Origin of the sequence: Rummeliibacillus suwonensis (assembly GCF_007896435.1) — a bacterium.
In the GTDB taxonomy this organism is placed as follows: Bacteria; Bacillota; Bacilli; order Bacillales_A; family Planococcaceae; genus Rummeliibacillus; species Rummeliibacillus suwonensis.
In genome coordinates this window covers 2,006,012-2,025,241 of sequence record NZ_VCBL01000001.1, presented here as the reverse complement: position 1 = coordinate 2,025,241, position 19,230 = coordinate 2,006,012, and the positions used below count along the sequence as shown (strand labels likewise).

The 19,230-nt window shown below is 33.4% G+C and carries 21 protein-coding genes; 11 read left to right on the top strand and 10 right to left on the bottom strand.

Annotated features, from left to right (window positions below; all coding sequences use genetic code 11):
• The first annotated feature begins 532 nt into the window (after window positions 1-532).
• Window positions 533-775, top strand: coding sequence for a hypothetical protein (locus FEU33_RS09305; protein WP_146549102.1), 243 nt, complete (start codon window positions 533-535; stop codon window positions 773-775).
• Window positions 726-959 carry a hypothetical protein gene (locus FEU33_RS09300; protein WP_146549101.1) on the top strand — a complete coding sequence of 78 codons (234 nt, stop codon included), beginning with the start codon at window positions 726-728 and terminating at the stop codon, window positions 957-959. Before FEU33_RS09305 ends, FEU33_RS09300 begins: the two co-directional genes overlap by 50 nt.
• A gap of 64 nt (window positions 960-1,023) precedes the next feature.
• On the opposite strand, the gene FEU33_RS09295 is transcribed toward FEU33_RS09300, so the two are convergent.
• On the bottom strand, window positions 1,024-1,428 hold the full coding sequence (locus FEU33_RS09295) for a hypothetical protein (RefSeq protein ID WP_146549100.1): 405 nt from the start codon (window positions 1,426-1,428) through the stop codon (window positions 1,024-1,026).
• 452 nt (window positions 1,429-1,880) lie between these two features.
• On the opposite strand from FEU33_RS09295, the gene FEU33_RS09290 reads away from it, so the two are divergent.
• The 5 genes from FEU33_RS09290 to FEU33_RS09270 all read left to right on the top strand — a co-directional run bounded on the left by FEU33_RS09290 (window position 1,881) and on the right by FEU33_RS09270 (window position 7,636).
• Window positions 1,881-2,279, top strand: a complete 399-nt coding sequence (locus FEU33_RS09290; RefSeq protein WP_186725802.1) for a phage holin family protein — start codon at window positions 1,881-1,883, stop codon at window positions 2,277-2,279.
• Window positions 2,279-3,040, top strand: a complete 762-nt coding sequence (locus FEU33_RS09285) for an N-acetylmuramoyl-L-alanine amidase (RefSeq protein ID WP_146549098.1) — start codon at window positions 2,279-2,281, stop codon at window positions 3,038-3,040. Before FEU33_RS09290 ends, FEU33_RS09285 begins: the two co-directional genes overlap by 1 nt.
• Before the next feature lie 439 nt (window positions 3,041-3,479).
• The gene (locus FEU33_RS09280; protein ID WP_146549097.1) at window positions 3,480-4,529 is read left to right on the top strand and encodes an acyltransferase; all 1,050 of its coding nucleotides are present in this window, start codon (window positions 3,480-3,482) and stop codon (window positions 4,527-4,529) included.
• 403 nt (window positions 4,530-4,932) lie between these two features.
• Window positions 4,933-7,107: a bifunctional metallophosphatase/5'-nucleotidase gene (locus tag FEU33_RS09275; RefSeq protein ID WP_244951005.1), complete on the top strand. Its 2,175-nt coding sequence runs from the start codon at window positions 4,933-4,935 to the stop codon at window positions 7,105-7,107.
• Between the two features lie 343 nt (window positions 7,108-7,450).
• The gene (locus FEU33_RS09270; RefSeq protein WP_146549096.1) at window positions 7,451-7,636 is read left to right on the top strand and encodes a hypothetical protein; all 186 of its coding nucleotides are present in this window, start codon (window positions 7,451-7,453) and stop codon (window positions 7,634-7,636) included.
• 819 nt (window positions 7,637-8,455) lie between these two features.
• On the opposite strand, the gene FEU33_RS09265 is transcribed toward FEU33_RS09270, so the two are convergent.
• Together FEU33_RS09265 and FEU33_RS09260 are read right to left on the bottom strand one after the other, a co-directional pair.
• Window positions 8,456-9,229, bottom strand: a complete 774-nt coding sequence (locus FEU33_RS09265; RefSeq protein WP_146549095.1) for an alpha/beta fold hydrolase — start codon at window positions 9,227-9,229, stop codon at window positions 8,456-8,458.
• A 161-nt stretch (window positions 9,230-9,390) separates the two neighbouring features.
• Window positions 9,391-9,648, bottom strand: coding sequence for a hypothetical protein (locus FEU33_RS09260; protein WP_146549094.1), 258 nt, complete (start codon window positions 9,646-9,648; stop codon window positions 9,391-9,393).
• Window positions 9,649-10,113: 465 nt separating this feature from the next.
• Here FEU33_RS09260 and FEU33_RS09255 point away from each other — a divergent pair, with 465 nt between their 5' ends.
• Both FEU33_RS09255 and FEU33_RS19290 read left to right on the top strand, forming a co-directional pair.
• On the top strand, window positions 10,114-10,701 hold the full coding sequence (locus FEU33_RS09255; protein WP_243881287.1) for a LysE family transporter: 588 nt from the start codon (window positions 10,114-10,116) through the stop codon (window positions 10,699-10,701).
• 515 nt (window positions 10,702-11,216) lie between these two features.
• Window positions 11,217-12,038 carry a methyl-accepting chemotaxis protein gene (locus FEU33_RS19290; RefSeq protein WP_146549093.1) on the top strand — a complete coding sequence of 274 codons (822 nt, stop codon included), beginning with the start codon at window positions 11,217-11,219 and terminating at the stop codon, window positions 12,036-12,038.
• 323 nt (window positions 12,039-12,361) lie between these two features.
• On the opposite strand, the gene FEU33_RS09245 is transcribed toward FEU33_RS19290, so the two are convergent.
• From FEU33_RS09245 to FEU33_RS09230, 4 genes are all read right to left on the bottom strand, one after another.
• A complete protein-coding gene (locus FEU33_RS09245) occupies window positions 12,362-12,883 on the bottom strand; it encodes a cupin domain-containing protein (RefSeq protein WP_146549092.1) in 522 nt (173 codons plus the stop codon).
• Window positions 12,884-13,543: 660 nt separating this feature from the next.
• Window positions 13,544-14,419, bottom strand: a complete 876-nt coding sequence (locus FEU33_RS09240) for a DMT family transporter (RefSeq protein WP_146549091.1) — start codon at window positions 14,417-14,419, stop codon at window positions 13,544-13,546.
• A 767-nt stretch (window positions 14,420-15,186) separates the two neighbouring features.
• Window positions 15,187-15,768, bottom strand: coding sequence for a hypothetical protein (locus FEU33_RS09235; protein WP_146549090.1), 582 nt, complete (start codon window positions 15,766-15,768; stop codon window positions 15,187-15,189).
• Between the two features lie 4 nt (window positions 15,769-15,772).
• Window positions 15,773-16,255, bottom strand: a complete 483-nt coding sequence (locus tag FEU33_RS09230; RefSeq protein ID WP_146549089.1) for a hypothetical protein — start codon at window positions 16,253-16,255, stop codon at window positions 15,773-15,775.
• A gap of 250 nt (window positions 16,256-16,505) precedes the next feature.
• Between FEU33_RS09230 and FEU33_RS09225 the strand changes: the two genes are divergently transcribed.
• Both FEU33_RS09225 and FEU33_RS09220 read left to right on the top strand, forming a co-directional pair.
• Window positions 16,506-17,369, top strand: coding sequence for a DUF2785 domain-containing protein (locus tag FEU33_RS09225; protein WP_146549088.1), 864 nt, complete (start codon window positions 16,506-16,508; stop codon window positions 17,367-17,369).
• A gap of 179 nt (window positions 17,370-17,548) precedes the next feature.
• Window positions 17,549-17,734: a hypothetical protein gene (locus FEU33_RS09220; protein WP_146549087.1), complete on the top strand. Its 186-nt coding sequence runs from the start codon at window positions 17,549-17,551 to the stop codon at window positions 17,732-17,734.
• Window positions 17,735-17,738: 4 nt separating this feature from the next.
• Here the strand turns inward: FEU33_RS09220 and FEU33_RS09215 are convergent, their stop codons facing one another.
• The 3 genes from FEU33_RS09215 to FEU33_RS09205 form a co-directional block, all read right to left on the bottom strand.
• Entirely contained in the window at window positions 17,739-18,116 is a 378-nt protein-coding gene (locus FEU33_RS09215; RefSeq protein WP_146549086.1) for a hypothetical protein, read from the bottom strand.
• 162 nt (window positions 18,117-18,278) lie between these two features.
• On the bottom strand, window positions 18,279-18,500 hold the full coding sequence (locus FEU33_RS09210) for a helix-turn-helix domain-containing protein (RefSeq protein ID WP_146549085.1): 222 nt from the start codon (window positions 18,498-18,500) through the stop codon (window positions 18,279-18,281).
• A gap of 10 nt (window positions 18,501-18,510) precedes the next feature.
• Complete coding sequence (locus tag FEU33_RS09205; RefSeq protein ID WP_146549084.1) at window positions 18,511-18,993, bottom strand: DUF2975 domain-containing protein; 483 nt, start codon at window positions 18,991-18,993, stop codon at window positions 18,511-18,513.
• Between the last annotated feature and the right edge of the window lie 237 nt (window positions 18,994-19,230).

The window sequence follows — 19,230 nt, the reverse complement described above, 5'->3', positions numbered from 1 at the left end:
ACATGAACATTAATATTCAGAATTCAGAATTCAGAAATTTTTGTTCCGCTCCAGACGGCGCTTTCCACGGGCTTGGCTTCAATCTCCTCGTCACTACGTTCCTGCGGGGCTTTCAGCTCAAGCTTTTCCCGTAGGAGTCGCCGTCCTCCTCTCCACAACTATCAAAATCAGTTATTATCAAATGTTCGTATTTTTTAAGAAGAAAATGATTTATGAAATTGATTCATATATGAAAATTTAACAATAATCTTCTTTCTTAATAATTCTATAGAGAACACACTGGCGGAGCACAGGTCATCCTAAGTGAGCCCACCATGAAAAAATTATTATTGGTGAGGAGTCGTTTAACTTTGAATCGTCAATTGGACTTGTTTGAGTATGCGGACAAACAAGCAAATTTAAAATCTATGATAGAACAAATACATAATTTAATAGCAGGACAAGAAATTTTTTTATCCTGCATTAACGGGCAGTAGACCCCCATCTCAAGGTTTAGAGAGAAACGAGAAAGATAGATGGGGGCTACTGCCGCATGCGCCCGATTGGTTCGGGCCAACAAGATGTTGGTCACTCAGGTGTTGCCACAGGACGTGGCGCTTTTAACCTGAGTTCCTCTATTCCAGTGGGGGATGAAGAAAACCTCACTGATGGAAGCTTTATTTTATCAAATATTTGTATTCAAAGAACAGATCACTTTTTCGAAATGCTTCAATCAGATGTATTCCATGAATGTTTTCGTAAAGCAGACGAATGTATTCAATTTATCCCGTTTTAACGGGCAGTATGATCCCATCGCAAGATATAGAGAAACGAGAAAGATAGATGGGGGATCAACTGCCCGTAAAAGTCCGATTAGTTCGGGCCAACAAGATGTTGGTCACTCAGGTGTTGCCACAGGACGTGGCGTTTTTAACCTGAGTTCTTCTAGCTCAGTGGAGATGAAGAAAATCCTACACTGATGGAGTTTCACTTTATCAAAACCTATCTTGAATCAGGTGAATTTTTAAAGTAAAGAAAAAGCAACTATTTCACAAATTTTATTTTCTGAGTGTGTTTCTCGTTAAAGAAAGATTTATGAACCGCTATGGAGTAGATGAAGACAATAGATGACCAGACGAAATTTCCGATAAACAACCGTTTGTTATTAGAAAGAATTATAAGATAACTAATGGTTCCTAAACTAATGCAATAGGAAACCATCAGCCAAAAACCCCATGGCTTTAAGTTCATATATCCATAAATAATGATTAACGTCACGATCGCTAGGAGAACTCGGAATAGTTCTTCAGGAAAATCAGATAATCCCAATTTTTCTGCAAATCCAAATTTATTGGCAATTTGGTTAAAGAAAAATGTTGTGGAGATTAAAGCAGCTATTCCAAAAATAGATAAGTAACTAATGATAGTTACCCCAATTGGTCTTTTCAAATTAAAATCCCTCCATTTTTTATGTAAAAATTCAAGTGTGCTGATTATCCAGTTTTATTCATGAAAAGATAGATAATCAACTGATATCTCCACTACAATCCATAAAAACGAAGTTAAAATAGGAGCTTTTCACGATTATATTCATCATCATTTTTCTTAATCAACACACTTGGTAAGATTTTTTCCAATACAAACCCTGTCATAACATCAATCCATTTAATATATATGCATGTCCAAACTAATATAATCCAAAACAACATCAGCTAATCCCTCACTTTTCTTTTTGAATATTTAAATATTCTGATTGAATAAGACCTCTTATGTTGAATTTATTTTATTTAAATAGAAAACAAAGGCAAAAGCCGTTTATTTTTAAGTAAAAATTGAGTATATTACAATAACTCGTCTAATTAAAATCCCATTATATGCAGACAAATATGAGGTGTTGGAAAATGGAGCATGCTATAAAGACAGTAATTTTAGTAGTAGGAGCGATGGTTTCTTATTTTTTAGGGGGGTGGAGTATACTATTAACCACCTTATTAATCTTAAATATATTTGATTATTTGACAGGCATAGCAGCAAATTGGGGGAATCTTTCAAGTAAACGAGGATTAAAAGGCATTATAAAAAAATGTGTGATGTGGGTGTGGATTGTTGTTGCAAATCTTCTTTATAGGATATTAGCTCAACAAGGATTCGATTTATCACAAATCATTCCAGATGGAGTAGTTATTTTATTCATTATCAATGAAATCACATCTTTAGGTGAAAACAGCATTAAATTAGGCATTAATGTACCAGAACCCATCAAAAAAGCATTAGAAATCATGAAAGGAGACAAAAAATAATGGTAAAACAATTCGTAATCAGTTCAGGTCATGGAGAAAAGGTCCCGGGTGCTATTGGTGTATTAAACGAGCATAACGAAGCAAAGAAAGTGGTCGATCGCGTATATACGATTTTGACCACTCAGTACAATGGCGCGGGTTATAAATTCCACGATACTACATCAACGACGCAAAATAAAAATTTGGAAACAATTGTTAATTATCACAACAGTAAATCACGCTTATTGGATATTAGTGTTCATTTTAATAGTGCCTCTGCAAGTGCGACTGGCTCTGAATGCTTATACTATGATGCGAAGTCGCTATCAGCTGCAATGGCAAAGGCTATGGCAACGGCACTGGGTATTACGAATCGAGGGGCAAAAGAACGTAAAGAGCTGTATTTCCTCAAAAATACGATAAAACCAGCCATTTTATTAGAGGTATGTTTTGTGACAAGTGAGAAGGATGCGGCTGCCTATCGTGAAAACTTTGAAAAGCTATGCCAAGCTATTGCCAAAGTGATTGCAGAAGAACTGGATTATACAAAAAAAGTGACAATTAGTAACTACTATCAAAGTGGAACAGGCAAATATAAAATCAAAAAGAACTGCTGGGCCTATAATTCTTTGAAATTTGACAAAAAGAATCGAGTAGAACTGTGTCCTAAAAATACAGTTTATACGATCGTAGGTGTAGTTCGCTATGGCAATGTGTATCGTTTAAAAACGAAATCCGGTCTATATATCACTGCCAAAAAAGAATTTGTCCAAAAAGTATAAATAGGCATCTATTTTTAAATACTTATAAGTGAAGAGTTTTTTAACCGGAATGAATGGGCAGAAAGAATTCTTCAAGGTGTAAGTAAACTTTCATGAGCAACTGCTCTCAATTTGTACATGGCAAAGGTTTTTACACAGAAAAAGCAGAGATGAGATCTACTGTCAAAAGATCAATGGTTCGATTAACACTCAGTGAGGGATGAAAGAGGCCCTCACTGGGTGAAGTTTCGCTTTATGTAGAATTTCATAGAACAACACTTTTTGATAAAAAAATGATAGCTATATTTATTTACACTGCTTGATAAATAATTATTAGGTAGTGTATTTTTAATATAATTTTTAAAAAAATATCAGAACATTTTTATAAATAACGACGGATTATTTTCTATAATATGATATGATGGATTCGTTTTTGTAGTATATTATTCGGAGGTCTATAATGCAAAGCAGTGTTAAAAGAAAAATACGAGACTCGAATTTTGAGTTATTAAGAATTATTTCTATGTTTATGATTGTTATCTTACATATTGGAACACATGGAATCTCGAAGTACGTGGATGTACCGAGTTTTTTATCCAGTTTCAATGAAGGATTATATTACTTTATCCGATCATTGGCTATTATTGCCGTAAGTCTGTATGTGTTAGTGAGTGGATATTTTCTTACAAATTCAACATTTAAATTGAAGAAGTTAGTTCATTTATTTTTAGAAGTAAGCTTTTTTTCAACGATGATTTATCTTGTAAATGTCCTCGTAGGAAATACCGTCTTTAATATAGCTATATTCGTAAAATCGTTATTTTCAGTGTTCACAGGTGAGTATTGGTTTGTAACAGTGTATTTTGCTATGTATGCTCTATCACCTTTTATCAACAAATTGATAGGGGGGATAGATAAAAAAGAACATGCGCGTTTAATCTTAATTGGCTTTCTGATTTGTAATGTTTGGCAATTTATTTATCCCAATACGTTAGTGGGAGTTTCAGATGGATATGGGCTTGTGTACTTTTTATTTCTTTATATTCTAGCTGCATACATTCGAATGTATGATTTTCTTATAAAAGATCTTCATCGGAATATCTATTTACTCATGTTTTTCTTTTTCGCACTCATAAATAGTTTACTAATATATCGTTTTGGTTTAATGGATCAATTATATTCATACAATTCTCCACTTGTATTGATCATGGCTTATAGCTTATTTCAATATTTTAAAAAGTTAAAAATACAATCACCGAACATCAATTTCGCTTCAAAATATGTTTTTGGTATTTATTTAATTCATGAACAGAGTACAGTCCGGCCTTTGCTATGGCGAAAGCTAGGGATTATAGAAGATATTATTGCCACAAATGATCAGCTGATTATTTTTAAAATGATTGGATATTGCTTAATTATTTTTGCAAGCTGTTGGGGAATATCCTTTATAATTGGTACAATTTATCATGCATTTTATCAAAAAGTGAGTACCTATGTGTCATTAAAATAATGAGTCAAATAGTAAATGCTTATTTAAGAAGAGTTTGTCTTGAAAAATTTTCACCTAAATATTTAGAGAATGAAAAGGCATGAATGTTGTTTTATCAACATTCGTGCTTTTTGGCTGTTAAAAGATCATTTTATCCTGCATCAACATAACTTCACTGGCATAATCAAGAAAACTTTGTGAAATGATTGTCTCCAACCATGTATGAAAAATTTTTTATAGTAAAAAGTAGGATCATTGCCTATTTCTCTCCTTATCCATTCCTAAATTTAATTATTGAGGTTATATTAATTTATTGAAAATATTTTGTTATACATAGGATAAGATAGATATTATTTTTTATAATGGTATATATTACTATGTTAAAAGTAGTAATAAAAATATGATAAAGGACGGTTGAGTAGAAATGTATAATTTGAAACGGGTTAATCCGCTGGCGTCGCTGATTTTAGGGAGTGCAGTTATATTTGGAACGATTAGTACTACACAACTAGAGGTAGATGCAGCATCTAGATATAAAATTTCACACAATAAGCTTGTCCAAAAGTCGAATGGCAAAGTTGTAAAAGGATTTAAACTATTTAAAGGCAAACTCTATAAAAATGGCAAACTATACAAAGGCTTAAAAGGCAACGTTTACTATAAAAATGGTAAAAAGGGAACAGGCAAATATAAAGGTATCTATTATTCAAACGGTAAGCCCTATACGGGGATTGTCAAGCAAACAGGTAAGTACTACAAAAACGGTAAGCCTTATACAGGAATTGTTGAGAAAACAGGTAAATTATACGTTAAAGGAAAGGTTAATCATGGTCTCGTATTATACAAAGGTAATTTATATAATGGCCCGAAATTGAATAAAGGTTTAACTCTTTATAAAGGAAAATTGTATAAGGATTCCAAATTAAACAAAGGGGTCGTTCAATATAAGGGGCTCTGGTACAGTGGTGCGACTTTAGCCAATGGTCTGATCACAACATCAGATGGTAAGAAAATTCGAGTGGTGAATGGTAAAGAACAGGACTTTGAGCTTTCCATTATGCATACAAATGATACGCATGCACATTTAGATAATATAGCTAAAAGAGCCACAGCTATTCAAAATGTTAGATTCGAAAAACCGAATTCACTATTACTAGATGCAGGTGACGTATTTAGTGGAACACTGTATTTCAATGAGTTTAAGGGAAGAGCCGATCTTAAATTTATGAATGCATTGGGATATGATGCCATGACATTTGGAAATCATGAGTTTGATTTAGGATCAAGCCCAGAAGGTCATCAAGCGCTTGCGGATTTTATTAAAGGGGCAAATTTCCCATTCGTTAGTGCAAATGTTGATTTTTCAGCGGATGATCGCTTTAAAGGGTTATTCACCGATTTGATTTCAAGTGAGCCTGAAAAAGGTAAGATTTATAACGGCATTATTAAAGAAATCGATGGCGAAAAAGTGGGGATATTTGGTTTAACGACAGCGGAAACAAAAGATATTTCAAGTCCAGGAAGTATAGCTTTTGAAAATTATATTGAAGAAGCTCAAAAGGCAGTAAAAGCATTCGAAGGTCAAGATGTTGATAAAATTATTGCTTTAACGCATATTGGCTATGATGATAATCCAGTTGTTGATAATGATCGAATGTTAGCTGCATCCGTTAAAGGGATCGACGTAATTGTCGGTGGACATAGTCATACACAATTAGATCAACCTGTAATTATCGATAAAGATAATCACAACAAAGCAAAAGATTCGACAGTCATTGTACAAGCCTATCAATATAGCGATTTCTTAGGAACAGTAGATGTTGAATTTGATAGTGATGGTAAAATCGTGAAATCAGATGGTAAGCTGATCAAGATAAATGATTTACCCGAAGATCCACAAGTAGCTACAATGCTAAAGGATTACTCGGATAAAGTGAAAGAAATTTCGAACCAATCAATTGGAGCGATTGCAGAAAGCGAACTTCCAAACCCAAGAACGGATGCAGAAGGTAATGGCGTTAGTGTACGAAATAGTGAAACGGCACTAGGTGATATCGTGACAGATGGTATGCTGGCAAAAGCAAAAACATATGATCCTAATATTGTGTTGGCATTGCAAAATGGTGGGGGCATTCGATCTGCAATCCCAGCCGGTGATATCACGGTAGGAGAAGTGATTACTGTTTTACCATTTGGCAACACACTTGCCACAATGACATTAACAGGTGCCGAATTAAAATCAGCCTTTGAAATCAGTTTTAAAGAATATCCAAAAGAAAACGGCGGTTTCTTACATGTATCTGGCGGTAAAGTAGAATTTGACTCTTCAAAACCGGTAGGAGAACGAGTCGTTTCAATTTCGTATAAGGATGAAAGCGGCCATTACCAACCGATTCAAGATCAACAAACCTATAAAATCGCAACAAATGCTTTTACAGCAAAAGGTGGAGACGGTTATACGGTGTTTGCTAAAGCATATGAAGAAGGTCGTGTAACAGATCTTGGCCTATCAGATTGGGAGAACCTAGCAGAGCATTTAACAAAACTAAAAACAGTGGCCCCTGTAACAGAGGGTAGAATTGTCGATGTGAAGAAATAAGAAAGAAAAATACCTATACCTGAAGATTTTTACACAGAAAATAGCATGTTAAGGGATACTAACTACCAACGTGCTATTTTTTTGTGATGTACAAATGGAAAAACAGCGCAGGATCGTATTTTGCAGATTTTTATGAAAGAAAGATAAGGGATTAAAACAAAGATAAATATAGCTAAAGTGAAAGTCGGTCTTCAATCAGACATACGTGCAATTCTGTTTTTCAATGAGCCCATCGATATTCAACGAGATTCGAGTTGTGAGCATTTAGTTGTCATAATTTATCCAAATATTTTCAAAGGTAAGTTGTAGAAAGCAGCGAATTAAAAACATAGGAGGTGGAGAAATGGAAGATAAATACAATGTCTATGTGAGATTTAAAAATGGGCAAGTTTTAGATTACTATACAGATAATGATCTGCCATCTTTAAAGCGTGTACGGATTAATGAACTAGATATGATCATGATTGAAGGACTATGTTGTATAAATTTTGATCAGATCAAGGGAGTACTTATTGAAAAAGTTCAATAAAAATCAGGTACATAATTACCCTCAACCATTCTAAGCTGGATCCTAACGATGATGTTGCTCAGTTTATGGTGAGGGTTTATTTTTTTACTTCTAACATAAAAATTAATTATTTTACTTATTTTCCATTTTAAATATATAAAGAGGGATATAATACCTATTCATAGAACTATAGATATAATAGAGAGCTATAGAATAGGGGTGTAGTGGATGGAAGAAAAAATTATACAAATTAAAATAGAATTGCAAATGCTTAGCGAGAATTTACAAAAGTTGAGAAGAGAAATTATAGAATTGCTCAAAAGCTTGAAAACATGAATTTTTATCTTGATTCAGCAATGTTTTATGCGGCGAAAGCTGTAGCGACAGGAGCCAATATTTTATGTACCGAAAGAGTCGTGACAGGTACAGAAGACACTCACCTCTTCTATAGGAGGCGAAATGGGATGTACAAACTTTCGCTAAATCAGGGCAATTTTTCAAGCAAGCTCGAAAAAATCTGGACGTAATGACACTAGGACGCAATTGATCCCGTATGAACAAGGTAGTAGTTCCCACGCTTTAGGATTTAAGTAATCAACAAGGGGATAGGTGTAGGAGCGACTGTTTGCAAACGCTAGCTTGGGTCAACTAACATACAGTGGGATAAAGAAAACTACCCACTGTATGAATGTTCGCCTTATCATCAATAGGTTTTAAGGAAAAACATTCCTTAAAGCTGATTTGAATGATCAAGTCTAAAAAATTTTTCTAAACTAATATGTATATTTCCTGTGTAATCATCTTTTTCATGTGTAGCTAGAAGCCATGACCCATGAAAGTTTATCTTGCTTGGATGCCTTGTTCGATTGCCCAAGCCAATCCTTGAGGGTTTTCCCAAGCCATAGAGTGTCCCGCATTTTTTACAACTTCAATATGAATATTGTGAGCATTAAGTACCTGCAGATCAGGATCGGGTAATGAATTCTCTCCAAAGATGAAGGTTTTAGGACAATCAAGCGAGTATAATAGTTCTCTCCATGATGGTTCTTCTCCTTCTGCCGCTGATTTAGAAATGAGATAAGCTGCTGTAGGCGACCATGATGATAAGGCTGCTGCCCACATTTGGTTTCCGTTTGTTCGGCTTTCTTGTACCAATTTACTAAAACCATTCTCTTGAAAATCCTGCATATCAAAATCCGCAATATACTTGCTGGTTGAGCCCATACTACTTTTATCTAAATTGGCTTCACTCAAGATTATTCTATCGATTTGAGCACGGCATTTAGTGGCTAAAGACAGTGCTATGGCTCCTCCTAGACTATGACCAAATAAGACAAAAGATTGCAATCCAATGGAAGTAACAAAATCCGCAAGATATTCTGCATGATCATTAACTGTATAAGTAAAATCATCTGGTTTGTCACTATACCCGGAACCTAAAAGATCAACTAAAATACAACGGTGTTTTTTTAGGGTTTCCTGTGCTGCTACAAGCGGATAATCAAATGAGCCAGCGCATCCAAGCCCATGGATAAATAGAATGGGTATTTCTTGACCAGGAAAATCATGATAACGAAGAATACCATTCGCTTTTTTGACAAAATACTCTTTCATGAAAAAACGTCCCTTCCTATGTAGGATTATGTTCAAATTCTATCACAGGAATTGGAATTTTTAAAAATTGATTGAGTTATTTATTACGCAAATTGAATATTTAACGAAGCCACAAGATAAAACTATTTAGAAATAATTCATATCTCGTAACTGAAGAGTTCCTATTTTCTGCGCTCAAGCTTATCCATTCTACGAGACAATTGGTCCAATTGTCTTTGAATTTGATCGAGTTGTCTAGAATGATTTGTATTATTTTGCGACGTTTTAGAATCACTATTTTCTGCTTCTTGTAAAGCAATCGCGGCCGCAATAGTTGCAAGTCCGTCGCCAAGTGTGGTTATGGCTCCCGCGATGACAGCTAATTTTGCTGCATAATTTTCAGATAATTCGGGTTTTTGAGAAGATTGATTATTTTTCATTTTATCTCTCCTCACTTTCAAATAAAGGATCGTAAAATTCAACTCATATGATAAATATTTTATTCTTGGCTGATCATTTTGAAACTTGTCCCAAAATGATTCTTTTTAAGCATTTTAAATAGGGGTTAGGCACAATTGAATTGTACATATTACGAAAAAATAAAAGCTTGCAGCTATACGTCCGATAGATAAAAGTATAATGGACGAAAATCAATGGTTAAAATTTATCCCGCGTTAACGGGCAGTAAGACCCCCACCACAAGGTTTAGAGAGAAGCGAGAAAGACAGGTGGGGGGACAACTGCCCGTAAAAGCCCGATTGGTTTAGCTAACCATCAGTGGGGGATGAAGAAAAACCCCCACTGATGGAAGCTTCACTTTATGAGGATGGTCTCAACTTCATTAAGAAAGCCAAGAAAAAGAATATTGTCAAAGTATAAAGGCAGAAATGTGGGGGAGAAATGAGATGGAATATATATCGGGATTAATGCTAGGATTGTTGCTTCAATTGTCTGTCGGTCCAGTATTTTTTACAGTATTGCATTTGTCAATCAATAAAGGATTCATGGAAGGACTCAAAATGACTTGCGCCGTTGCATTAGTAGATGCTTTTTATATTTGTTTATCGTTCACGTCCGTATCCGCTCTGCTACAAATTCCTCACATAAAAAACATGATCAGTTTCCTAGGAATGGTCATACTTATTTATTTTGGGGTAACTTTTATAAGAAATGCTCGCAAAAAGACTAACAAGTCAATAGCATTTGAAGGCAATAGTTTTAGTTATGGCATCAAAATAACGTTGATTAATCCATTAACGATTGTCTTTTGGTCCGGGACGTTTGGTTCGTTAATAGCTTCGCATAAACTTGTTGGTTTCATTCCAACTGTACTATATGCGTTCGGTTGTATAACTGCAACTTTCTTATTTTTGGGATTTACCAGTTTATCAGGAAAATATCTAAATCGGCTCGTTGATCTACACCAATTACAATATATTGATTATGTAATAGGGATGATCCTAATCTTTTTTGGGATTAAGATGTTCATCTAGTTTTGTGTGGAAAAGTTCCATATTAAACAGAAAGATGTTGTTTTGCAATGGAAAATCCTTTTATCTTCTTGAAGAAGAGACAATTCCGTGTAATTGGGAAAATGATAATGGGTGGATTAAAAACTTTATGAATACACACTTTATACCTAATAATAGGAAAACGAAAAGAACGGGCCAGTAGGCTTACTGTTGGATTTTTATATAAATATAGGTCTTTATGGGTCTCTATAAAGAAAATTCGATTTATTGAGAATCGAAGCTTTAAGAATTCTTCTGGGACATTTATCATTTGAAATTAAATAAAAGAAAAATGGATCTTTTTTCAATGAAGTAAGAAAGTAGAGGCCTAAGACTATATGATTGCCTTTTCCATATGCTTTCATCAAGAAAAACTTTTTCATTAAATTTTGATGAAGAATATTATATTTGTAAATTGTTTTTTGCTATAATGACAATGTAATGGGTAATAATTACTAAAAAGCATAATTGACTATTAAACTGTGGAGGTTTTTATTTTGAATATTATTGAAGCTTTAACGATATCGGCTGATTATATACATTTAGCATTAAAGAAAGAGGCCGTAGTAGTTGTTGTTGAAAAAGAAAATGAAACGATAACAAAATATTTACCAGGAGAAAATTTAGAAATTGGTTATAAAGTAGGGGCAAAAGTTTTAAAAGATGATGAAAATCTTCAAACCGCCCTGAATGGGAAAAATTCTGATATTTATTTAGATGAAAGTGTATATGGTATGCCTATCAATGCATATGCTTTTCCTGTTTATGAAAAGGATAAATTAGTGGGCGTTTTAGCATTTGGGAAACCTTTAGATAAAGAAAAAAAACTAGAGGGATATATTGATACTGTTCGACAAATTGTGATGAATTTACAGGATAAATCTCATGTCATTGCATCTCATTCAGAAGAGTTAGCTGCAACGAGTGAGGAAATTCATGTTCAATCTCAAAAAGCGTTAGAAGATTCCGAGAAAACAAATGAAATTACGCAACTTATTAAATCTATTTCTAGACAAACGAACTTACTTGGATTAAATGCTTCAATTGAAGCGGCACGTGCAGGTCAGCATGGCGCTGGATTTAATATTGTTGCAAAAGAAGTGCGAAAAATGTCGAATCAAACAGCAGATTCAGCAAAAGAAATAGAAACCTCTCTTGATAATGTAAAAAATAATATCGGAAATTTACAGGAAAATATGAAGCAAATAACGATTGCCTCTACTGAAGAAGCAAAACTTGCTCAAGATTTTAGTGAGATCATAGAGAGTCTTAATAATATCACTTCAAATTTATATGCTTTTACTAAAGAAATGTTTTAACCATATTTATAGGTTGCATATTAATCATGTAATATACGATCATATTTTGATTTCTGAGAATGTGAAAATATAAGATTCATGTTTTCCTGGCCTTTTTCTGTTCTGATTGTAGGGAAACGTTATTGTTAGTAAGCGAAAATAAACGAACAACATCTTTGAAAAAAACTTTCAAGTTTAAATATCTGTATCTTATTAAGTGAGTTAAAAGATAGAGATGGTAGAATTTGTTGCTTGTCATAAGAGATCATAAAACCGTAGTTAAACCAATTGACTACGATTTCTTTTTTAGAATGGCTGAACGAAATCGTACCATCTACTTCTTTTTATTGAGGTCCTATATAGGTGTTTGGTTTAATGGATGCGGTTAGTTGTTTCCACTGATTTTCATTGAAGCCATAAGTATGGGACATGATATTGGAAGGTGTAAATTTCAAAATGTTAGAACCTAAAATGACTTGCGGGGTAGGAGCATTAAAAATGGCCAGAAGGTGCGTATGATCAACTGCCGCTACTTCATAATGCCACCAGCCTTGTGGGATATTTGTCACCTGGCCTGGTGTAATATAATAATTGTGAATTTGATTTGTAAATGGATTTAACATGGATACAACAGCAGCACCTGAAATACAATAGACAAGTTCAGATGCGTTTTGATGATAGTGGGGCTCTACGATGTTACTTCGACTAAGAAAAATATCGAGTAGAGATACATTGTCTAATGTATTCAACTGATTGATCCCTAATACGTTAATGTAATTTTGGCTATTTTTGATAAATAAAGGGCTTTTATTGACATCAAAAGTAAACTGAGCGGATGGAGAGGCATAATCTACACTTTTACTCATAATTCTCATCACCTCTTTTAGTTTTCATAAGAACGAACTCCGTATGTATTGTATGAATAGGCTATTCATTTGGTGTGAGATTTATTTTTATGATACAAGCATAAGAAATGAGTCTGATCTTATGAAACGAAGGAAAGGGTATGAAGAATACACAACTGAAATGAAAAATAGGAGACGAAAGCTCTTCATTAGCACATTCAAAAAATTTTCAATGGTTAGTAATTCTTTTATTCCACTTTAATGGGCGGTTAGCCCCCTATTTCAAGATTTATAGAGAAACAAGAAAGATAGATGGAGGGCAACTGCCGCATGCGTCCGATTGGTTTGGGCGGGCAGGATGTTGGTCCTTCAGGTGTTGCTACAGGACGTGTCGCTTTTCACCTCCGTTCCTCTAGCCCAGTGGGGGGATGAAGAAAACCCCCACTGATGGAAGCTTCACTTTATTAGAAAGGCGAAAAATATATTTTTTTAGGATTATGTTAAATATATTTCCTGATTTCTTTCTAATCAACACGTTTGATAATTTATAGAATTAGAAAATTCATTGATTCAAAAAGATGAACCAAAATGATTTCAAGGTAAATTTTTCCGCAAGTTCCTATTTAAAAACAGTGGGAGACGAATATCTCCCACTGTTTAGTACGTTATTAACCTATTCCTTTATAAATGTCTTGAGAATTTGATGAAGGTCAATTCGCTCACAAAGGTAGCCCCTAATAACAGTACTCCGCCAAGCATTTGAATAACGGTCATTTGTTCCCGTAATATGATCGATGAACCAAGTATAGCTACGAATGGATCTACATAGCTTAACATCGCAATACTTTGTCCTTTCAATCCTTCCATACCAGAAAAAAATAACCAAAATCCAATACCAGTATTGATACAACCTAAGATGATAATAAATGGAATAGATGAAGTAGGTACTTCAAAAATCCCAAATCCCTCTGTCAAAAATACGTATGGCAAAAGAAGTAAAGAGGTAATAGCAAGTTGAATAATGGTTAGCTCTAATTTACCGATTCCTAAAATAAATTTATTGATGATCATTAACGCGGCATAGAAGGCAGCGGCGATCAAGCCATAAAAAATGCCTATTAGATCTTGTTTTCCAGATGTACTGAAGCTATTCCCCATAATGAAGATCATTCCAATAATTGCGACTGCAATGCAAATGATTTTCTTAATGGATAATGACTCCTTCAAGACGAACGGTGCAAGAATCATGACAAACACAGGTGCAAAATAATAGCTTAGTGTGGCGTTTGTAATCGTCGTATGATCGTATGATTGATAAAGAAAAATCCAATTACCAGCCAATGCTATTCCTGAAAAAAATAAGATGGTTGCATGGACTTTGATGGCTGCCCAAGGCATACTTTTCTTCATCATTAAAAATATACATATTAAAAATAAGCAGCCAATGGAGCTGCTGAATAAAGCTCTTTCGCTCGAAGCTAAATCAATGTATCGGATAACAAAACCGATTGTACCAAAAATGATCATTGATAAGATAAACTGTATCGTAGATTTCATCGTTTACTCCTTCGAATCTGCGAAACAGCTTATATTTCGCAGATTCTTAATCTGTTATTAATATAAGCGTGTTCAATGCGGATTGTTGAGTAAACGGTGGCGGTGATATGGAAAAAGGTCTCCAAACATATGAATTCGTATCTAATGACATGATGATCCCCCGATTCTAATTAGTATATAGTTAAGTATACAATATCAGGCGTGTTGATTAGGAAAAAAATAGGTGATAAATTGCACAAAATTCTAAAAAAACATGTATTTTTAGCTCCATTTATGTAGATTGGAGTGAAGGCTTGCTCGACTCCTCGAAAATGCATGCGCATTTCCTTCGTGCGGTGTGGATTCAGAAAGTAAATTCAATGTCCCGCGGGAAAAGCGAATAGATGAGACCCCGCAGCGTAGCGATTAAGGAACGGAGTCTAAGGGCGCCACGTCCTGTGGCAACGACTCCGTGACCAACATCCTGTTGCCCCCAGCATTCGCCCGCAGGAAAGCGGGCAAGCCGTAGCGGAAATCAGTGAATACACTTATATTTTGTAGAGAAAATGGGATAATCAACACGCTTGATACAATATAAAACTATTTTTACTATGTAGTAAACTTGTGGAATAATATCGAAAGGAATTTAAACGAACTGTTATGGAGGAAAAAATACTTCTAAAATAGTTTTCATAGTATTTAGTCAATATATTTTGTTGGTTAAAAGATTGAATGAAAACAATTTAAAGCCCTCTGTTGTTTGGAAGAGGGCTTGATTTTGTATAAAATTAATGATTGATATTATTTGTTTTACGGACGATCTTTATAATATTTTTTAGGGGAACATCTGGGTATTTCTCTCTCATTAATTTTATACAAGTTAACATATCTTCATCTTCCTTTTTTAAAATGCAATTTACTTCCTTTTCAATAGACTTAATTATCTCAGAAGATTCAATATGAATATCATTTTGATCATTTTCATCATGAAATCTATTGATTAGATAGAATAGTAATGTGTGTAATCCAGCAATCAATAATTTAATGCTAATAGACAAATTGATTGAATTAAAAAAGGAATCGAGATAGATGATAATAATAAAGCTTCCTAAAAAGTCAAAAATTCCAGAAAATAAATGATTAACTTTGAATAAGTTAAAATCATTACTAATCTTTAATATATTGTCTATAAATATACCTAATAGCAAATCAAGTATATAAAAAATTAAAAGAAATAATACTAAATATATTAACTTAGAATAATAATTTTTTGTAAAATAAATGATAAGAATATCTATAATCAGGATAGGGAATAATATAGTTCCAAAAATAAGAAGAGTGATTAGTAGAGAGTAAAATTTTTTAATCATAGTCTCATAATAAGAATGTAACAATAAAATCGGCAATCAGATCAGCATACTTATCAGGTATACCTGCTTTACTTAATGCATTTGCTATTCCGTACCATGTATATGTTTCCGCTGTATCGATCGCATTAATAATTTTAGAACCATATTTATCCACTGCATTTCGAACAGTTTTTGAAGGAATAATATTAGAATGATCAACCATAAATTTAACAGCTTTTTTTACAGCTGCTCCTTTCCAATACAGAGAGTTGCCTTGTGAAGATTCTGCTTTCACATAGTTACCATACGCAATTAATTCTTCTACAGATAAGTTTTCTTCTTGTATAACTTTTTCTAATTCACTAGGTTTCACAAATTGGCTTACTTGGGTATTTTCAGATGCACTAGTATTTGAAGAAGCGCTGGCATTTGTAGAAACAGTAAAAATTGTTGAGCCCAAAAGAACTGAAGAAAAAAGTGTACATGTTAAAATTTTTTGTGCTTTCATATTATAACCTCTTTTCTTAATATTTTAATACATAAAAATTATAACATGTAATTATTTTCAAATTAAGTATTTTTTTAAAATTTATAATATATTTACATTTAACTGTAAAAAGAAAGTGTTTTGTATGAAAGTAGTATAGATGTATGGACACCAAAAAATAAACTTTTGTGTGTCCAGATACTTGACGTAGATCCAACGTCCTCCCCCAAAAATTATGATATTATTATAGAAAACTGTAGGGGGATCAATAATGAATTTACTAACTAATACAGTTCTTTTAAAGGAAAACGAATTAAAAAAGGTTTTAAAGGAGATCCAGAACAAGAAAAAGATTTGGAATGAGGAAAATAAGGTTTTTATAGTTAAATCTATGATTAAACATATCGGTTCAATTGATAGTGAACTTAGAGACCAATTGATTTATGGCTCTTTTTATCAATTGATTATAGAAAAAAATCTACTTGAGCATGCGCTATTAATTGAATTATTAGATTTAGGTTTGAGCGACTTGTTATTTAAAGGAATTGGAGGAACTGAGACTGATACAGTTTTTACAAGATCCTTTACTTCTCTTTTAATAGCACTTATCTTATACAGGGATAATGAAGATAATTTTCTCTCCCAAAGTATGGTATATAAAATAAAGGATAAATTAATCGATTATATTAGCTTAGAAAATGATTTAAGAGGATATATCGCTGTAAAAGGATGGGCTCACAGTATAGCTCATGTTGCTGATGCTTTTGATGAACTTGTAAAAAATCCAAAAATAAATCAGGAGTTCTATTTAGATATTCTAAAAACGTTATGGAATAAGATATTTGTGTCTACAAGTGTTTATGCTCACGATGAAGATGAAAGGATTTTAATACCTATAATGGAAATGCTAAATAGAGGATTGGAACAAGAAGAAATAGAAACATTGATTCAAAATGTACCGACAAAACTAAAAAGTCAAAAAGAACAGATTGAAGCAGAAAAGTATTGGTTCTTATATTTTAACTGTAAGACATTTTTAAAAAGTTTTTACATTAAAGTTCAATCTAATAGTAACTTAATTCCTCTTCAAAACAGTCTTAAAGAGTGCCTATCTTCAATTTCCTTATATAACTAATGAAAATCATATCTTAATAACACCTGATAGTAAGCGCTTTTTATGTTTCATAAAGAACGATAATAGTTTTATTGCTACATTTTTATTTTCCAATTAACGAAATACAGGCAAATTAGCTCAAGCTGTCATAAGATTATCCTATGGTAGAATATAGAGAAAAAGTAAATGGGGGAATCGTTATGAATACTTTTATCTCTATAGTGATTTATCTATTTAGCTTATTTATTCTTTATATAGTGATAGAATCAGCTGTTAGAAAAGGGATTAATAGTTCAATAATTGGTCAGACAATGAAGAAAAGGATTGGAATTACAGAAGAAAAGAAAAAATCTTTTTTTGATAATGATTTAGATGATGATAGATGATCGTTTATATACTTTTTATTACGTGAAAAGTGGCAAGTGTTTTTAAACTACTATATGGGGTCACACGTGTTGATTTTACAAAAATTAGGAATACATATTTAGTGCAATTTTCGAAAAACTCTGTATTTTTAAAACCATTTATATAGATCTTCGCTGCGGCTTGCTTGACTCCTCGAAAATGCATGCGCATTTCCTTCGTGCGGTGTTGATTCGATGAAGCCAATTCAACGTCCCGCGGGAAAAGCGAATAGATGAGACCCCGCAGCGTAGCGATTAAGGAACGGAGTTGTAGTGCGCCACGTCCTGTGGCAACGACTCCGTGACCAACATCCTGTTGCCCCCAGCATTCGCCCGCAGGAAAGCGAGCAAGCCTTCGCTGCAATCAACGAATCCCCCTATTTTTATGGATTAAATTGGATAATCAACACGCCTGATATGGGGTTTTAATTTGATTGCCGTAAAATATAAAAAGCCTAATTTATCGGATGTTACAGCTGAGAAATTAGGCTTTAGTTATTTCAGAGGAGCAGTTTTCTATACTTTATTATCCTTGAGTGTCTTCGTTATTTTTATATTCCAAAATATCTCCAGGCTGACATTCTAAAGCTTTACAAATCGCATCTAAAGTTGATAATCGAATCGCCTTTGCTTTTCCATTTTTCAATATAGAAAGATTAGCCATTGTTATTCCAACCCTCTCCGAAAGTTCTGTAACGCTCATTTTCCTTTTGGCCAGCATCACATCAATATTAATAATAATCGCCATCTTATTCACCTCAGACCGTTAAATCATTTTCTGATTTTATATCAATCGCTTCTTTTAACAGCTTTTGAAGAACAGCAGCAAAGACTGCGATAACCATTGAAGCAAAAGGAACACCTAATCCGATAAAGATAACACCTGGAGCATCGTCCTTCTCGGCAAAGAGATAGAACAGTGGCAAGACGAACACGTGCAAAATACTAATTGTAATGGCGCAGTGTTTAATTTTCTTTAAAGCTTTTACAGATAATTCGGAGAAAGCTTTATTTTTGTCAATATAGCGTAACAGCTTGAAAGCCTGATACAAAGCAAAGTAAAAAGGTATAGCTGATACATAAAAAACAAGTAAAACAAGATATTTTATATAAGGAAATTTTGGAAGGAATTTTGCTGTAGCATTCCCTAACTCAGGCACCAAAAAGATGCACAACACAAGAACTGGAATTCCGATAAAAATAACAGCAACCTTTAAGAAGAGTGTCGTAACCTGTTTCATAAAAACACCTCATTAAATTAATTTTAAAATGATTTTAAAACAAAATTTATCGTTTTTCAATAAAAAAACATTGAATTTAATTATATTTTTATTGTCTAGGGATACTCTTTACCTTTTTGGAAAATAAAAAGCATTGTTGACTTACAAAGAAATGCTATTCAAATTTATAATTTGTAATATAAATGAATGAAAAAATTCACATATTTCATTGCTTAAACAAATATATATTGCATATAA

Coding starts and splice junctions, on each gene's coding strand:
- FEU33_RS09255 (WP_243881287.1), top strand. CDS start 10,114: ATGGAATATATATCGGGATTAATGCTAGGATTGTTGCTTCAATTGTCT.
- FEU33_RS09280 (WP_146549097.1), top strand. CDS start 3,480: ATGCAAAGCAGTGTTAAAAGAAAAATACGAGACTCGAATTTTGAGTTA.
- FEU33_RS09235 (WP_146549090.1), bottom strand. CDS start 15,768: ATGATTAAAAAATTTTACTCTCTACTAATCACTCTTCTTATTTTTGGA.
- FEU33_RS09305 (WP_146549102.1), top strand. CDS start 533: ATGCGCCCGATTGGTTCGGGCCAACAAGATGTTGGTCACTCAGGTGTT.
- FEU33_RS09240 (WP_146549091.1), bottom strand. CDS start 14,419: ATGAAATCTACGATACAGTTTATCTTATCAATGATCATTTTTGGTACA.
- FEU33_RS09225 (WP_146549088.1), top strand. CDS start 16,506: ATGAATTTACTAACTAATACAGTTCTTTTAAAGGAAAACGAATTAAAA.
- FEU33_RS09290 (WP_186725802.1), top strand. CDS start 1,881: ATGGAGCATGCTATAAAGACAGTAATTTTAGTAGTAGGAGCGATGGTT.
- FEU33_RS09205 (WP_146549084.1), bottom strand. CDS start 18,993: ATGAAACAGGTTACGACACTCTTCTTAAAGGTTGCTGTTATTTTTATC.
- FEU33_RS09265 (WP_146549095.1), bottom strand. CDS start 9,229: ATGAAAGAGTATTTTGTCAAAAAAGCGAATGGTATTCTTCGTTATCAT.
- FEU33_RS09210 (WP_146549085.1), bottom strand. CDS start 18,500: ATGGCGATTATTATTAATATTGATGTGATGCTGGCCAAAAGGAAAATG.
- FEU33_RS09285 (WP_146549098.1), top strand. CDS start 2,279: ATGGTAAAACAATTCGTAATCAGTTCAGGTCATGGAGAAAAGGTCCCG.
- FEU33_RS09245 (WP_146549092.1), bottom strand. CDS start 12,883: ATGAGTAAAAGTGTAGATTATGCCTCTCCATCCGCTCAGTTTACTTTT.
- FEU33_RS09270 (WP_146549096.1), top strand. CDS start 7,451: ATGGAAGATAAATACAATGTCTATGTGAGATTTAAAAATGGGCAAGTT.
- FEU33_RS09275 (WP_244951005.1), top strand. CDS start 4,933: ATGTATAATTTGAAACGGGTTAATCCGCTGGCGTCGCTGATTTTAGGG.
- FEU33_RS09300 (WP_146549101.1), top strand. CDS start 726: ATGAATGTTTTCGTAAAGCAGACGAATGTATTCAATTTATCCCGTTTT.
- FEU33_RS09230 (WP_146549089.1), bottom strand. CDS start 16,255: ATGAAAGCACAAAAAATTTTAACATGTACACTTTTTTCTTCAGTTCTT.
- FEU33_RS09260 (WP_146549094.1), bottom strand. CDS start 9,648: ATGAAAAATAATCAATCTTCTCAAAAACCCGAATTATCTGAAAATTAT.
- FEU33_RS09220 (WP_146549087.1), top strand. CDS start 17,549: ATGAATACTTTTATCTCTATAGTGATTTATCTATTTAGCTTATTTATT.